Here is a 15,550-nt window from a genome sequence, read left to right on the forward strand (position 1 = left end):
CTACAACCGCCTGCGTATCACTGGGCGCCTGCCAGGCGCCCCTACCTTTTGCCTCATGCTTGCACTGTCCCTATCAACGTTTCACGTATTGCACCCCACGGCCGGCCTGTTGGCGCTGCTGGGGGTGCTGGTGCCGCTGCTGGTTTACCTCTGGAACCGGCGCCCCGCCCGGGTGGTACAGGTAGGCAGCCTGCGCTGGCTGGAAACGGCCGCCAACCGCCGTCTGCGCCGCCTGAAGCCTGAGCAGCTGCTGTTATTCTTGCTGCGGGCCACATTGGTGGGCGTGTTGGCGCTGGCCGTGGCGGGCCTGAGCTGGCAGGAGCCCGCGCCGCCCGTGCGGGGACAAGTCCTGCTGAGCCCCGACTTGCTGGCCTCATCGGCCCTAGCCGCCGTGCGCCCTGGCATCGATTCACTGCGCCAGCAAGGCTACGAGTTGCGCCAACTGCGGCGCGGCTTTCCGCAGGTGCCGGCCCGCACCTGGGCGCGCTTGGCCTCGCCTACCCCTTCGCTTACCGATTCGCTCCGGGCATTGCTTCCAGCTGATAACTTGTGGATGCGCGCCCAGCAAGCCGCCGACTCCTTCCCCAACCGACCACTCCGCGTATTTTCGACGGCGGCGTTGCGGCGGTTTGAGGGCCCACGCCCAGCGCTACCCGCCACTTTGCGCTGGCAACTGGTCCCTACCCCTGATTCGGCCCATTGGCTACAGGCTGCGGCCTTGGTTGGCACCGACAGCCTGCGCTTGCTGGTGGGCCGTAGCACCGAGGAAGCCAGCACCTTCCGCAGCCTGACAGTGCGACGCCCCGCCAACGGCGCTTCCGTGCGGGTGACGGGCTTACCGGGTATTTCCTACCAAACCACAGCCAACGGCGCCCAACTGCGCACACTTGATTCTACCATCGTACCGGTACGCACTACGCCGGTGCGCGCGTGGCTGCTCACGGATGCCGCGTATGCGCTGGAGGCCCGCTATTGGCGGGCGGCGGTGCAGGCTGTCTCCGTCGGGTTGGTGGCTCCGCTGCAACTTACGGCCGCTACCCTAGCGCCTGCCGGGCCGCTGCCCGATGTGGTTATCTGGCTGAAAGACGCGCCGCTGCCCGCTGCCTGGCAACAAGCAGCCGTGCCGGGTACGCAGGTGTGGCGGGTAGGGCGCGGGGGCGGCCGCGCCGTTGGCGGCACATTCATTCCTACTAACACACAAAACACTGTTGCTATTCGGCGCCTCGATTCGCTGACGGTGGCGGCGGCCGAAACCGTGTGGCAGGATGCTGCCGGCCGACCGTTGCTCGTCCGGCAGGCGCTGGGTGCGGGCACGTTGTATCACCTCCGCACCCGGCTGCACCCAAGCTGGAGCGCGTTGGGCGAAAGTCCGGCCTTGCCAGGGCTGCTGCTGCCACTGCTCCAGCCGCCCGTAGCGCCTACCCGCTTGCTTGCCCACGATCAGCGTACCCTCGATCCGCACCAGCTACTGACCACGACCGCGCCAGCCGCTGCGTCTGTTTCCGTAGCTAATGATGCTCCGCCCGCTACGGATCTGCGGCCGTGGGTGGTGCTGGCGGCCGTGCTGCTGTTTGGGCTGGAACGGTTGCTCTCCTGGCGCGCTGCCGGGCGCCCTCTCACTACTGCTACTGCTTCCGTATGAGCATTTCCGTAACTTCTGCTGCCGTTGCGCCGGGCCTGTTGCGCCGCGTGGCGCGTTCGTACGCCAGCCGCCGCACAGTACAGATTCTGCTGCCTTTCTTAGCGGCTAGCGGCGCGGCGCTGGTAGCCGCAGAGCGGTGGCCGCAGGCGGGGCCAGCCTTGCTAGTGTTGCTAGCCGTGGGCGTTATAGCACTGGTAGTGTGGCTGGTACGCTTGTGGAAATTCCGGCCCGAGCCACTGGCTCGCCGCCTCGACCGGGAGTTTGCGGAGCTGGAGGACAGCACCGGCCTGCTCCTACGCCCTACCCCCAACCTCAACCTATTGGAGCAACTACAGCAGCAGCACGTAGCCGAGCGCCTCGATGCGCTGACGGCCGCTACCCCCGCGCTACTGCCCACGCCGTGGCGCACCTCATTGCTGCTTACCAGCCTGTTTCTGGTGGTAGCCGGCGTGTGTTGGGTGGTACCAAAATCAGCCGCACAGCCAGCCACTACGGTTGCTACGGCGCCCGCCGTGCCCTTGCGGTTTGTGGGTAAACCGGCGCCAGCCAAGGCCCCACGTATTCAGGAATTGAAGCTGCTGGTGACGCCGCCGGCCTACACACGCCGGGCGGCTTTTGCGGCGGCACAACCGTCGTTTCAGGCGCCGGCCGGGTCGCGGGTGCGTTGGCGGGTACGTGTAAGCCGCCGCGCCGCCGCGCCGGTGCTGGAATTGGGCAAGCGGCGGGTACCGCTACGGCCCGTGGCCAGCGATTCGCTGGCGTTTGAGGCTGAACAAGTAGTGAACAGCTCGGTGCTCTACCGGCTGCGGTTTGCAGGACAAACTTCTGAGGATTATGCCCTTGAAGTCATTCCTGACCGGGCACCTACCCTCCAACTCATCACACCGAAACCCTATACCCTGGTAGAGTTTGGGCAGAAGCCCCAGGTAGGCGTGCGCGTAACCGTGCGCGACGACTATGGCCTAAGCCGGGCCCGCGTGGTAGCTACCGTGGCCAAGGGCGAGGGCGAGGCGGTGAAGTTTACGGAAGTTGCCACTGACCTCAGCGCTCAGCTGCGCGGTCAGCCTACCCAACACCAGCTTACCTACACCCTGCAACTACGCCAGCTGGGTCTCACTTACGGCGACGAGGTATATTTCTACGTGCAGGCCTGGGACAACCACCGGCAAATGGCCCGTACCGACACCTACCTGGTGCAGTGGGAAGACACCACTATTGACGCTTCCGGGGCGGATATTTCGCTGGGTGTGAACGTGGTGCCGGCCTACTTCCGCAGTCAGCGCCAGGTAATTATCGATACGGAAAAGCTGCTTTCGGAGCGCAAAGGGCTGGATCAGTCCACATTTGCCAGCCGTGCCAACGACATCGGGCACGACCAAAAGGTGCTGCGTATGCGCTACGGTAAGTTTATGGGCGAGGAATTCGAGGAAAGCATCGGCCAGGCCAATGCCATACCGGAGGGCGAAAAAGAGGAGCACCACGAGGGCGACGGCCACGACCACGGCCATGAGCACGGAGCCCCGTCAACCAACGCCAACCCCTCGTCGCTGGAAACCACGGCCGCCCTCATGGACCCCTACATGCACAAGCACGACGACGCCGAAACCGCCGATTTCCTGGAGCCGGCCGTGAAAGCCAAGCTCAGCGTAGTGCTCAGTCAGATGTGGGAAGCCGAGCTGCGCCTGCGCACCGCTCGTCCCGCCGAGGCCCTACCCTACGAGTACAAGGCCCTGCGCCTCTTGAAGGAAGTGCAGCAGCAAACCCGCGTCTACGTCAAAAAAGCCGGCTACACCCCGCCGCCCATGCCCGAAGCCACCGTGCGCCTCACGGGCGAGCTAGAAGGCGCCGCCACTCCTCAGCGTCGCGCCGATGTGGCAGCGCCGGCTTCCCAACCAGCCGTGCGGGCTGCCCTGGGCCTACTGAGTCGCTTGCGTCGCGGTCAACCCGCCGCCCCTGACGATGCCGCCCTGCTCGACCGTGCCGGGTCGCAACTGGCCCAGGCGGCCCTGCAACGCCCTGGCGCCTACCTCACCGCCCTGCGCGACCTGCGCCAGCTCAGCGCCGCTTTGCGCGCCAGGCAGCCGGTGCCTTGCCCCGAGTGCCTGCCTGTAGTAGAGCGCGCTCTTACGGCCCTGCTGCCTACTCCTACCTCCGCGCCTACCCCTGCTCCTTCGCCTAACCGCCTGGCTCGGCGCTACTTGCAGGCGCTGGGTCAGCCGTAGCGCCGCCTTATTATTTGATTTGATTGTTTGCCTTTACTTCAGCTCCTTGTCTGCCTTCACCCCGAACTTTCTTTTCTACGCGCTGCTCATTTTCTGTCTGCTGCTGGCTGTTGGGCTGAGCGTGGCCGCCTGGCGCCGTCCCAACCGGCAACGGCTGGCTTTGCGTCTAGTAGCGGGCTGGGTGGCCGCGGCCGCTTTGTGGCTGATAGCCTACCCGCCTGCCCGCACCATACCCGGTAGTCGGCAGCAAGCTATCCTGCTAATGCCTGGTTACCAACCCGACTCGCTGCAAGCTTTACTGCGCCAGCTGGGTGCAGGCACCCAACTGTGGCGCTACGGCGCGGCCCCTACCCCCGACACGCCTACCCTGCACAGCCTAGTAGCCCTGCGCGAGCAGTTGCCCCACCTCCGGCAGCTGCACGTGCTGGGGCGGGGCCTGCCCTCAGATGCCGCCTCTGTTGCTGACTCGCTTCACCTGATTCGGCACGGTGGCGCGGCGGTGGCTGGCTTTCGGGTGGCGCAGTGGGCGCGGCAGGTGGCGCTAGGGAAAACGTTGCAGCTGAATGGCTCCTTTGCGGCGGCCACCGCAGATAAAGCGCCGGTGTGGGTAGGGCTGCGCGCCGCCGGCAAAACCCGCGACTCGGTGCAGCTAAAGAGCGGGCGTGGTGCTTTCCAGCTTCGCTACGTACCCAAAGCCACTGGCTTGGCCGAGTACGAATTGTGGGCGCGGCGCGGCACGCAGGTCGTAGCCCGCGAGACGGTGCCCGTGGAGGTAATGGCAATAGCACCTTTACGCGTACTGCTACTCACCACCACACCCGGTTTCGAATTCAACTTTCTCAAAAACTACCTGGGCACCCAACAACACCGCGTGGCGCTGCGCACGCAAGTCAGCAAAGGCCTCACCCAGACAGCTTTCCTCAACCAGCCAACCCACGACCTGCGTCGCCTCTCGCCTACCCTACTGGCTCGCTACGATGTGGTAATAGCCGACAATGGCACTCTCACCAGCCTCGCTCCCGCCGAAGCCCAGGCCATGCGCGCGGCCATACAAAACCAAGGCTTGGGCTTATTGCTACTAGCTGAGCCAGGCGCCCTACCCCGTGCGCTACCCGGTCGCGCCGCCTTTAGCCTGCTGCCCCGCCCCACCGGCGCCGACCTCCCCCAGCCCGTGCGCTGGCCCGATGCGCCGGCCTCGCTGGCCGCCCCGCTCGCTGCCGAGCTGCGGCTCCAGGCAGGTAGCACCGCTCTGGCTACCGATGCCCGCCAACGCCCGGTGGTGGGCGTAACGCGGGTAGGGCTAGGGCACGTGATAGTCAGCACGCTGGCCGCCACCTACCCTTGGCAGCTGCAAACGACTAACACAGCTGGCTATGCGGCTTTTTGGAGTCGCCTGCTGGCCGCGGTGGCCCGCCCAGTGCCCGTGGCAGCGCAGTGGCAAGTGGTAGATGCCTGGCCCCGCCCACATCAGCCCACTACTCTACGCCTAGAATCGGCCACGCTTCCGGCTACGCTGCCCAGTATTACCACAGCTAAGCAACCAGCCGTCCGCCTACCCATGCAGCAGGATACGCGCCTGCCGGAGTGGTCTACGGGGCAGTTTTGGCCCGCCGCCGCGGGCTGGCACCAGGTGCAGGGCCCCGGCGCTACCCGGCAGTGGTTCTACGTGTTTGCGCCCACTGCCTGGCAGGCTACGGAGCGCGAAGCATACCAAGCGCCGACTGCTGTAGCAACCGACAACCTCCCCCCCGCTACTACCCGGCAGCCGTGGGCAGTAGGCTGGTTTGTGGCCCTCTTTGTACTGGCGGCGGGCACGCTCTGGCTGGAGGAAAAGCTGTAGCACCTCACCGCTCGCCCGGCCGCTTTCCTGCGTAACCGCTACTTTTGTGCCTGCTTGGGTAGGCTACAACAAAAAAGGTCCGTACCCTCCCGGAGGAAGATACGGACCTTTCGTTTGCTGGCGTTGTGGGTACAACGCCAGCAAATAGTATGGTTTACTCAGCCGTGGTGGTAGTAGTCGACATGGTCGAGGTCGAATCAGCCATCGGAGCGGTTCCTTCCATCGTCGAGGTCGAGTCGTTGCTCATCATGGGCGCCGTCTCGGTGGTCGTAGTTTCCGTCGTGGTCGTGGTTTCAGCAGGCTTCGACTCGCACGAAGCGAGGCCAGCAGCGAATACGATAGCCAGGGCAGATACTTTCAGTAGGTTTTTCATCTTTGGGGTTGGGTTGATTTTTCGTCTGAAAACGCTCTTAATCCCTGCTTCGAAGAAAAGTAACCCGAGTTGAGAATATTTATTTTTGATGGGTTACGTAAGAGCCCCATCCGTATTAAAACAAGAAGTATAGCGAATGGGTAAGGGACTTCCTTCCTACACCGATGCAGAGTTCGTGGCGGCCATCCGTCAGGGCGACGACCGGGCGCTGGCGCAGCTCTACCGCTTGCACCTCCCCATGGTTCTTCACTTGGTACAGCAAAACAGCGGTACCGAGGACGAGGCCAAGGATGTGTATCAGGAGGGCGTGATGGTGTTCTACGAGAAGGTGCGCGATGGCTCTTTGGAGCTAAGCTGCCAGATCAAGACCTACCTCTACGCCGTGTGCCGCCGGTTGTGGTTGAAACGGCTGGCCGAGAAAAACCGCTTTGGCGGCAGCCTCACCGACCACGAACCCTACCTCGAAACGGGCGCCGAGCAGGATTTGCTCGACGCCCAGGAGCGCGACCGGCAGTTTGGCCTGATGGGCGAGGCGCTGGAACGCATCGGGGAGCCATGCCGTTCGCTACTCGAAGGTTTTTACCTGCTGGATAAATCTATGCAGGAGCTTACAACGGAGTTTGGCTACACCAATGCCGACAACGCCAAGAATCAGAAATATAAATGCTTGGTGCGCCTGAAAAAGCTGTTTTTCACCCATTATCAGGAGGAAGAATCGTTTTAGCAGCCTGCACCCTATTGCCCTGGCGGCCTTAACCCAGCCGCTTCCTGTATGAAAACAGAAGCTGATTATTACGCGCTATTTGAGGCCTACCGAGCCGGCGAACTGGCTGCGCCTGCCCGCCAGGAGCTGGAGCGCCGCCTCGCCGCCGACCCTAGCTTTGCCCAGCAGCTCACCGATTTCGACCTGCTGAACGGCACCCTGCGCGGCTACGGCGAACGACTGCGCACGCGCCGCAAGCTGCAAGCCTTCCAAGCCACGCTAGATGCCGAAGCCACCGCCGAAGAAACCTACCAGACCGGCAACCCGCTGATGCCGACGATGCATATCTCTGGGATAGAGCGCACGCTGCGCGAGTTCTGGGGTAGCCACCGCGCTACCATTGCCGTAGCCGCTTCGGTAGCCATTATGGCGGTGTTTGGCACCTTGCTGGGTATTGAGTGGTGGAAAGCCGCCCAAAAACCGGCTCCTACCTACGGTTACACCATGCTGCGCCGCGAGGTGGAGCGCATCAAGCGCACGCAGCGGGCCATGAATCGCGCCATCACGCAGATCGACGAAACCAAGGCCGAAGATATTAACCCTGGCAAGTTCAGCGGCACGGGCTTCGCGCTGTCGCCCAACGGCTACCTGGTGACCAGCTACCACGTTATTCAGGGCGCCGATTCGCTGCTGGTGGAGAGCCGCACGCACGACCATTACCACGCCGAGCCGGTATTCACCGATGTGGCCCGCGACTTGGCTATTTTGCGCATCGTCGATAAAGACTTCCACGGCTTCGGCCGCCTGCCCTACTCCTTCAAGCGCACCACCGCCGACCTGGGCGAGCGGGTATATACGCTGGGCTACCCCCGCGAAGACCTGGTGTTTAACGATGGCTCCCTGAGCGCCCGCTCGGGCTTCGAGGGCGACACGGGCTTCTACCAGATTTCGATTCCGGTGAACCCCGGCAACTCTGGTGGGCCAGTGCTGGACGACCGAGGCAACCTGATTGGTATTGTCAGCGGCAAGCAGTCGGATGTGCAGAGCGCAGCGTTTGCCACTAAGTCGTCCTACCTCACCCGCCTCGTCGACTCGCTGCAAACGGCTGCTGTATCGCACGATATTACGCTACCCCGCACCAATTTGCTGACCGGCACCTCCCGCCCGCAGCAGATTCGCAAATTGCAGAATTACGTTTTTGTAGTAAAGGTATACGAATAGAAAATGACCTTCCTATAGCCTAGTAAGCTCCGCCATTCGGCGGAGCTTTTTCTTTTTACCAGCAAAAATCAACAAAAAGAGGCAGCCCGCGCCGCCTTTTTCCCGTAGGAGTATCGGTAGCGCTTTTACTGGCGTGCCACTTGATTTCCCGTAACTTTCTCTCCACTCTTTCCTATGGCCAACGACATCCAATCTCTAGACAAAATCACTCCCGAAGACATTGCTCGCACGTTTGAAAGTGCCTACCATGTATTTCAGGGCGACCATGAACACATGGAGGACCTGTTCAAGAACGGGGCAGGCTTGCTTCAGAAATCCGCGCAGAAGTTCACTTCCACCCAACTGGTACTAGGCATCGCGGCCATTGCTGGTGTAGCCATCTTCTTCATCAACCGCGCCGACAAGAACTAGTCGTTCTGTTCGCAGGTAAATAAAAAGTCCCCAACTACGGAAAGTAGTCGGGGATTTTTTATTTGTGAAATGCGTCACTTTCACTCAGCACAACGGTCAGCTATTCCTCTCGCAGCTCATAGCCGCAATGAAAGCAGTGGTAACGGATGCCGCGCAGGGAATAGATCAGACGGGTGAAGAAGCGCGAGGCTGTTGGGGCGCCAGGGCGCACCTCGGCAGTGGCAATGTCGGGGGAGCCGCAGCGGGCACAGGTAAGCGCGGTGCCCTCCTGCGTATCAGGGTCGGGCAGGATGGTCATGGGCACGGTTTCTTCCAGCAGGGCCGTGCGCGCCGCCTCGGCATCTTGCTGGCGCACGTGCAGGCGCACCCCACCCGAAATAGGGCCGTAGGGCCGGTTTTCGTTGCTTACGAAGCAGGGAATTTCCTCAGCATCGAGGCGGCTTTTGGCCAGGTGTGCGGCAATAGAATCAGGGAAAGAGGCCAACAGAATAATGCGGTCGGCAGAAGGAACAACGGAGGCCATAGTGGTGGGGTGCGAAGCGGCAGCAAATAACAGAAAAGCCCAGGAGGAAGTTGTGCACAGCGCACGACCATTCTACCTACCTAAACAAAAAGCGCACCCAGAGAGTGCGCTTTTTGTTGTCTGTTGATCAGCCGCTTAGCTATTAAACAAGGCCAGCGCTTTGATAAATGTTTGGGAAACCCCCCAAAGTAGGGGTACCCCAACAAAAAGCCAGGCCAAGACAAGGGCGCCACCGCTCGAAGCGGTTTCGGGGGCGGAAGTGTTTCGTGAGTCCATATAGTCAGGAAGAAAAGTATAAGGTGAGGGCCGGCTTAGTGGCCGCCGGCTTCAATCGTAACAGGGCCTTTTTCGTGGTACTGTTCTTTTACGGGGCGCACGGCCAGGTTGGCCAGCAGCCCTACCACCAGCACGCCAGCCATGGTGTAGAATACGTTCTGGTAGGCGGCGGCGCCTGCCAGATTCTGCTCTTTGGCGTGCTCACTGAGGGTGTGCACAATCAACGGCCCCAGTACCCCGGCCGTACTCCAGGCCGTGAGCAAGCGCCCGTGAATAGCGCCTACCTGGTACTTGCCAAACAGGTCGGAGAGGTAGGCTGGTGCGGTGGCGAAGCCGCCGCCGTACATGCTAATAATTATGCAAGCAGCCACCACATACAATGTCAGTTGCAGGCCCGCTCCCAGCGTTGGGATGAAGGCGTACAGGATGATGCCTAGGATGAAGTAGATGGCGTAGGTGGTTTTGCGGCCCAGCTTATCGGAAGCCGACGACCAGAAGAAGCGCCCGAGCAGGTTGAACAAGCTCAAAAGCCCCACAAAACCCGCGGCAGCGGCGGCTGTTACGCCCCGGCCCGCGCCCATGGCCGCATCCGAGAACGTATTCTGAATCAGAGGCGAAGCCGTTTCGAGTACGCCGATACCGGCCGTTACGTTGGTGAGCAGCACCACCCACAGCAGCCAGAACTGCGGCGTTTTGATGGCGTTATCAGCCGATACGTTGGCCGTCGTAATCATGGCGTCATGCTCGGTGCTGGGCACGTAGCCCTCCGGCGCCCAGTCGTCGGCGGGCACCCGGATGGTCCACACCCCGAACTGCATGAACAGCAGATAGATAATGCCCATCACAATGAAGGTAGGCGCCACACCTTGCGGTGCCGAACCTTTAAAGTGGTCCATGAGGGCCACGGCCAGCGGAGAGCCAATCATGGCGCCGCCGCCAAAGCCCATAATGGCCATGCCCGTCGCCACGCCTTTGCGGTCGGGAAACCACTTAATCAGCGTACTAACTGGTGAAATGTAGCCAATGCCCAACCCAATACCGCCCACTACGCCGTAGCCCAGGTACAGCAGCGCCAGCGAGTGCAGGTGTACGCCCAGCGAGCCAATTAGGAAGCCGCCGCCGAAGCACAGGGAAGCAGCCATCATGGCTTTGCGCGGTCCTACCCGTTCCAGCCACTTGCCAAACACGGCCGCCGAGAGCCCCAGCAGCACAATGGCAATAGAAAACGTCCAGCCGATCTGGCCGGGGGTCCAGTCGTCGGGGGCGGGGTTGGCAGGGTCGCCGCTAATGAGGGAGCCCAGCGGCTTGTTGAACACGCTGAACGCGTAGGCCTGCCCGATAGCCAAGTGGATAGCCAGCGCCGCAGGCGGAATCAGCCAGCGGTTGTAGCCCGGGCCAGCTATGGTGCGGCTGCGGTCCAGTAGAGAAGTTTCTGCCATACGAGGGGTAGGAATTTGGGTGATGAGAGGAGATGAAGTGCCGCAACCAGTTCGCTTCTAACGGGCTATTGCATTGGCTACGCAGCAGTAAATAGCTGCTTTTACGCGCCAAAATCAATTTGACACGATTATTTTTTGCTAAATAGATATAGTCATATGAAGCCTTGATGAACTACTGCACAGCTGGTTTTCCAAACAACCATCCTTTCAATCCCTTGGCCCGCGTACCGCGCACAAATTCCTGCACGCCCGCGGCCATGCGCACCGCCATTCCCTGCTGAAATTTGGGGTCGATGAGACGCCGCTCGTCCTCGGGGTTGGACACGAAGGCTGTTTCGACCAACGCGTTGGGATATTCGGTAGGGCCGTTCAGGCCGAAGTTGAAGCTGCCCACGTTGCCGGCGCCGCGCAGGCCGGTGCGGTGCATCTGCCCATACAGCGCCTCCGACAGCGGCCGAAACGCCACGTAGCGGTAGTAAGTGCTGGTGCCCTGCGTAGCGGTATTGCCGGAGGAATTGACGTGAATACTGACCAACAAATTAGGTCGCGCCCGCCGCAGCTGCCGCACCCGGTCGCTGATTTCGAGGCTGGCGTCGTCGGTGCGGGTCATGACGACGCGGGCGCCCCGTCGCTCCAATTCCTGCTGTAGCTGGCGGGCAATGGCCAGGGTCAGGTCTTTTTCGCGGGCGCCGGTGCTGCCCACGGCACCCACATTGGTACCGCCGTGGCCAGCATCTATGGCCACCACCAACCCGCGCAGCCGAAGCTTGGCGGGCGGGCGGCGCACTTGTATTTCCAATATATTTCCCTTGTAGCCAATATGGTAGCCCCAGCTCTGTGCGTGCTTCAGCAACAGCACCAACCGAAATACGTCGGGAGCCCCCTGCTCGTAGTGCACATCACCGAGGGCTTGCAGACCGTCGCGCTGGGTTATCCAATTAGTGTTCGAGGTGGCCCCAAAAATATCGACCTCCAGGCGGGTAGGGTTGGTGAGGAGTTGGGAACGGTAGGGTAGGCGGGCCGTGAGTGGCACCCGCACGTAGTCGAACAGAGAGTCGCCGCGCACGTCCCAGGAGCCCGTGAGCGAGGTAGGCACGAAGCCGCCGGGCGGCATTAGCTGCACCTGCTCTTGCGGTATCCAGGCGGTTTGGGATTCGGCCAGGCGCACGCGGTAGAGGTTGCCTACCCTGCCCGTGAGGTGCAGCACCACGGCTGAGTCGAGGTAGCACATTTTGGCGCCGCCAAGGCGGTCTTCGCCTAGGCCGTAGTTGAGGTAGGAAAGGTTGGACGTGGTTTGTGCCAGTTGGGGCTCGTTCAGGTTCAGCAGGCGCACCCGGTTTTTGCTGGTGGCTGTGGCGCGGGTACTATCAGTAGCCACCAGCTGAAAGGTGATGGGCCGATTAGCGAGCGTATCGCCGGGCTGTACCACGTACGTTGCCTGGTAGGTACCGCGCTGGTTGGGCAGCTCCGTGAGCCGCTGGCCGCGGTAGAACGTAACGCGACTCCCAGGCCTACCCTTGAGACGCACTTGCAGCTGGTCGCCGGGTTGCAGCCATTGGTCGGCGGCGGGTACGGTGGTAACGCTTTCAATCAGCTGCTGCGCCGGGGCTGCCAAGGGGAGCAGCCAAAACAGTAGCACTACGAAACGCGCAGACAGGAAATGCATCATGAGCAGCAAGCAATGGGATTTCAACACAAAAGCCTCGTCAGATGGCGAGGCTTTAAGTAAGGTAGAGAGGTCAGTAAGTAGTCTATGCCTCGCATTGTATCGGAATAGCCTACCAACCAAGGATTCGAGATGCCAGGCTCAACCTACTGCTTATTGCCCACGGCTTCGCCCATGTCTTTCACGTCGCGGCCGGTTTCCAGAGCCGTAAACTCGGTTTGCAGCGCCCGGATATGGATTTCGTCGCGGCCTTTCACATCCAGGCGCACTGCCCGAAACTGTTCGTTGAGGCGGCGGTAGATGGCCGTGGCGTAATCCCAATCGCGCTGGGTCCAGGCGCGACGCTGGGCACGCACTTGCTGCAAAAACTGCGTGTAGGCGGGCTCAATAGTAGTAGCCGTTAGAGCACCAATATCTGCGTAGGTGCCCAGCAACTGCGTGGTGAAAGTGGCCTCCGCGGCGGGGTCGAGGGGCTGGCGGTTCCGAACGCGGGAGGCAGAGTCGTAGCGGGCGGCACGGCCGGCGGCGGCGTTTATTTTGTTGCCGGCGCGGTCGGCTATAGTATCCAGTCTGTTCACACCTTTTTCCAGGGCAGCTTGCCGCTCGCGAGGCGTGCTGTCGCAGGCAGTTAGCAGGCTGAGGGGTAGGGCCACCAGGGCCACGGTTTTGCTTAGCGTACGAAGTAGCATCATGCCCGCATGTACGCAGATTGGCGCCCCCAAGTTGACTACCGCAACAGCCAGCACCCCGCGTTACTCGCGTAGCTTGTACACGAATGGCAACTCGTATACCACTGGCACCGACCGGCCATTTTTCCGGGCCGGAAGCCATTCGTTCGGAATCGTGCGGCACACCCGCAGGGCTTCCTCATCGCAGCCCCCACCCACACTCTGGATGATCTGGTAATTGCTGGCTTGGCCCAGCGTATCAATCACGAAGGAAATGAGCACACGGCCCTGTAGCTTTTTATTCTGAGCAGCCTGCGGGTAGTTCAGCTTGGCAGTGTACGTCGCCAACCGGGCATCTCCCCCAAGAAACATGGGCTGCCGGTCGAGATGCACTGCGGTCCATTTGCCGGGCATAAGCTCCGCACGGTAGGGCACGTCGCTCAGCGGGCGGTACTCCAATAGTTTGCGCTCAGTATGGTCGTATTTCTGCACTACTAGCTGGGTGCCAGCACGGTTGTAGGCGTAATATTCCCATACGCCTACCTTTTCGCCTTTGTCCATCATGCCTTTCTCCCACTGCGTTTCGCGTAGGCGTTGCGCGTACGAAAGGCTAGGCAGTAGGAAGAGGAATCCGTATAGTAGCTTTTTTTTCATGGGTGGAATATGGGTGGAGAGAAGATCAGAACAGAGTGGGTAGGACTGGATAAAGCACTAGTATAAACCAATAATAATTATATTATTTATTACATCTGCAACATTTGATTACTCACTAAATCTAACCAAAATAACAAATGTATAGCCTTATAGCCTAATCAGCGCTTATAGGGCATGCTTCGCCTTTGCAGAAAATATACAATTCTCTTGCAGCAGACAAAAACCTTGCTAATCAGGGATTCAGCTGTCCAGTTGGTCGCGCAGGTCGCGTAGATCTTCCTGCAAGCCGGGCCACTGCGGGCACAGTGCTTCGAGGCGGCGCAACACATGCAACGCGCCCCGATGATGGCCGAGTTGGCGCAGAATCATGGCCCAGCCGCTCAGCGCCCCAAAGTGGCGCGGCTCACGGCGTAGGGTTTCCTCAATATCGGTTAGGGAAGCGCGGTACTCGCCCCGCATGAAGTAGGCGGTGGCGCGCTTGTTCCAGCCCTCGGCCCAATCGGGACGGGCGGTAATCAACTCCGTGAAGCAGGCAATAGCCCGCGTGTACTCCTCGGCGGCCAGCGCCCGCATTCCTGCCTCTAGCTGCTTGTCTAGCGCTTGCTCGCCGGTAGTCAGCCACAGCTGCCAGATTCCGTTGCGCAGGGCCTCAATTTCGGCTGGTGCCGTGGCCACGCGCAGCTGCGCAAATAACTCGTCGAGAGAGGTCAAAGGGTGAAATGGTGAAGTTGTGAAATGGTGAGTTTGACGTTCAGTGTCCTCTCTGTGTACGGCATGCGCTGCCAGCACGTTAAACTCACCATTTCACAATTTCACAATTTCACTATTCTAAAACAGCGCAGCGGCTACCTTACGCACAGACTCAGATTTGCCCATGCTGTAGTAGTGTAAGCACGGCACGCCGTGAGCCATCAGCTCGCGGCTCTGATTGATGCACCACTCAATGCCGATCTGGCGGGCGGCGGCGTTGTCGGGAGCCAAGTGCACGGCTTCGCTCAGCTCCTCCGGGATGTTCAAGTAGAACGAGCGGGGTAGGGCCGTGAGCTGGCTTTTGGTGGTCATGGGCTTCAGCCCCGGAATAATGGGCACCGTAATGCCCGCCGCGCGGCAGCGACTTTCGAAGTTGAAAAACTGCTCGTTGTCGAAAAACATCTGCGTCACGATGTAGTCGGCGCCGCGGTCTACTTTGTGCTTGAGGTAGCGAATATCGGCGCCGGAATTGGGCGACTCGAAGTGCTTCTCGGGGTAGCCGGCCGTGCCGATGCAGAAGTTGGTGGCGGAGGTTTCGTCCTGCTCCTCGTCGAGGTAGGCTCCTTTGTTCAGGTCGGACACCTGCCCAATCAGGTCGCAGGCGTAGGCGTGGCCGTCGGGCTCGGGTTTGAACTGACCTTCGCTCTTGATGGGGTCGCCGCGCAGGGCCAGCACCGTATCAATTCCCAGGAAGTGCAGGTCGATAAGGGCGTTTTCGGTTTCTTCCTTCGTGAAGCCGCCGCAAATGAGGTGGGGCACGGTATCGACATCAAACCGGTTCTTGATGGCCGCACAGATGCCTACCGTACCCGGCCGGCGGCGCACGGTGTGCTTCTCCAGCAAGCCGTTGGTGTGTTTGCGGTACACATACTCCTCGCGGTGGTAGGTAACGTCGATAAACGGCGGCTTGAACTCCATCAGCGGCTCGATGTTGGAGAACAGCGTTTTAATATTCTCGCCCTTTTTCGGAGGTAGCACCTCGAAGGAGAAGAGGGTTTTGCCGTGGGCGTTGGAGAGGTGTTCGGTGACTTTCATATACGTTGACCCCACCCCCCGACCCCCTCCCCTCCGGGAGAGGGGGAGCCAGACGGTGCGGTATTAGCAGAAGTGCTTAGCTCCGGATAAGCTTTGGAATAGAACAATCGTCTGGCTCCCCCTCTCC

General features: G+C 60.9%; 15 protein-coding genes. 6 read left to right on the plus strand and 9 right to left on the minus strand.

The annotated features are described in order from the left end of the window. Positions 1-55 precede the first annotated feature (55 nt). The 3 genes from J4D97_RS10970 to J4D97_RS10980 are packed head-to-tail and all read left to right on the plus strand — an operon-like array spanning position 56 to position 5,704. Positions 56-1,642, plus strand: a complete 1,587-nt coding sequence (locus J4D97_RS10970) for a BatA domain-containing protein (RefSeq protein WP_208307622.1) — start codon at positions 56-58, stop codon at positions 1,640-1,642. After that, complete coding sequence (locus J4D97_RS10975; RefSeq protein WP_208307623.1) at positions 1,639-3,864, plus strand: DUF4175 family protein; 2,226 nt, start codon at positions 1,639-1,641, stop codon at positions 3,862-3,864. The genes J4D97_RS10970 and J4D97_RS10975 overlap by 4 nt, the downstream gene beginning before the upstream one ends. A gap of 46 nt (positions 3,865-3,910) precedes the next feature. Continuing rightward, the gene (locus tag J4D97_RS10980) at positions 3,911-5,704 is read left to right on the plus strand and encodes a hypothetical protein (protein ID WP_208307624.1); all 1,794 of its coding nucleotides are present in this window, start codon (positions 3,911-3,913) and stop codon (positions 5,702-5,704) included. Positions 5,705-5,858: 154 nt separating this feature from the next. Here the strand turns inward: J4D97_RS10980 and J4D97_RS10985 are convergent, their stop codons facing one another. Next, positions 5,859-6,077, minus strand: a complete 219-nt coding sequence (locus J4D97_RS10985) for a hypothetical protein (RefSeq protein WP_185282132.1) — start codon at positions 6,075-6,077, stop codon at positions 5,859-5,861. 136 nt (positions 6,078-6,213) lie between these two features. Here J4D97_RS10985 and J4D97_RS10990 point away from each other — a divergent pair, with 136 nt between their 5' ends. The 3 genes from J4D97_RS10990 to J4D97_RS11000 all read left to right on the plus strand — a co-directional run bounded on the left by J4D97_RS10990 (position 6,214) and on the right by J4D97_RS11000 (position 8,412). Then, a complete protein-coding gene (locus J4D97_RS10990) occupies positions 6,214-6,801 on the plus strand; it encodes an RNA polymerase sigma factor (RefSeq protein WP_208307625.1) in 588 nt (195 codons plus the stop codon). Positions 6,802-6,849: 48 nt separating this feature from the next. After that, positions 6,850-8,001, plus strand: a complete 1,152-nt coding sequence (locus J4D97_RS10995; RefSeq protein WP_208307626.1) for a S1 family peptidase — start codon at positions 6,850-6,852, stop codon at positions 7,999-8,001. Positions 8,002-8,175: 174 nt separating this feature from the next. After that, positions 8,176-8,412, plus strand: coding sequence for a hypothetical protein (locus tag J4D97_RS11000; protein ID WP_185282129.1), 237 nt, complete (start codon positions 8,176-8,178; stop codon positions 8,410-8,412). A 100-nt stretch (positions 8,413-8,512) separates the two neighbouring features. Here the strand turns inward: J4D97_RS11000 and J4D97_RS11005 are convergent, their stop codons facing one another. The 8 genes from J4D97_RS11005 to metF form a co-directional block, all read right to left on the minus strand. After that, the gene (locus tag J4D97_RS11005; RefSeq protein ID WP_208307627.1) at positions 8,513-8,935 is read right to left on the minus strand and encodes a DUF2007 domain-containing protein; all 423 of its coding nucleotides are present in this window, start codon (positions 8,933-8,935) and stop codon (positions 8,513-8,515) included. A gap of 135 nt (positions 8,936-9,070) precedes the next feature. After that, positions 9,071-9,211 (minus strand): MFS transporter small subunit, encoded by a 141-nt coding sequence (locus tag J4D97_RS23970; RefSeq protein ID WP_425514699.1) that lies wholly within the window; start codon positions 9,209-9,211, stop codon positions 9,071-9,073. Between the two features lie 35 nt (positions 9,212-9,246). Continuing rightward, positions 9,247-10,650 carry an L-lactate MFS transporter gene (locus tag J4D97_RS11010; RefSeq protein ID WP_185282127.1) on the minus strand — a complete coding sequence of 468 codons (1,404 nt, stop codon included), beginning with the start codon at positions 10,648-10,650 and terminating at the stop codon, positions 9,247-9,249. A 172-nt stretch (positions 10,651-10,822) separates the two neighbouring features. After that, the gene (locus tag J4D97_RS11015; protein ID WP_208307628.1) at positions 10,823-12,319 is read right to left on the minus strand and encodes an N-acetylmuramoyl-L-alanine amidase; all 1,497 of its coding nucleotides are present in this window, start codon (positions 12,317-12,319) and stop codon (positions 10,823-10,825) included. Between the two features lie 143 nt (positions 12,320-12,462). Then, positions 12,463-13,008 carry a hypothetical protein gene (locus J4D97_RS11020; RefSeq protein ID WP_185282125.1) on the minus strand — a complete coding sequence of 182 codons (546 nt, stop codon included), beginning with the start codon at positions 13,006-13,008 and terminating at the stop codon, positions 12,463-12,465. Between the two features lie 60 nt (positions 13,009-13,068). Further along, on the minus strand, positions 13,069-13,638 hold the full coding sequence (locus tag J4D97_RS11025; RefSeq protein WP_208307629.1) for an energy transducer TonB: 570 nt from the start codon (positions 13,636-13,638) through the stop codon (positions 13,069-13,071). A 240-nt stretch (positions 13,639-13,878) separates the two neighbouring features. Further along, positions 13,879-14,349, minus strand: a complete 471-nt coding sequence (locus J4D97_RS11030; RefSeq protein WP_185282123.1) for a tetratricopeptide repeat protein — start codon at positions 14,347-14,349, stop codon at positions 13,879-13,881. Between the two features lie 117 nt (positions 14,350-14,466). Next, positions 14,467-15,423, minus strand: a complete 957-nt coding sequence (metF, locus tag J4D97_RS11035; RefSeq protein WP_208307630.1) for a methylenetetrahydrofolate reductase [NAD(P)H] — start codon at positions 15,421-15,423, stop codon at positions 14,467-14,469. Positions 15,424-15,550: the final 127 nt, after the last annotated feature.

Source organism: Hymenobacter defluvii, assembly GCF_017589435.1.
Taxonomy (GTDB): Bacteria; Bacteroidota; Bacteroidia; order Cytophagales; family Hymenobacteraceae; genus Hymenobacter; species Hymenobacter profundi.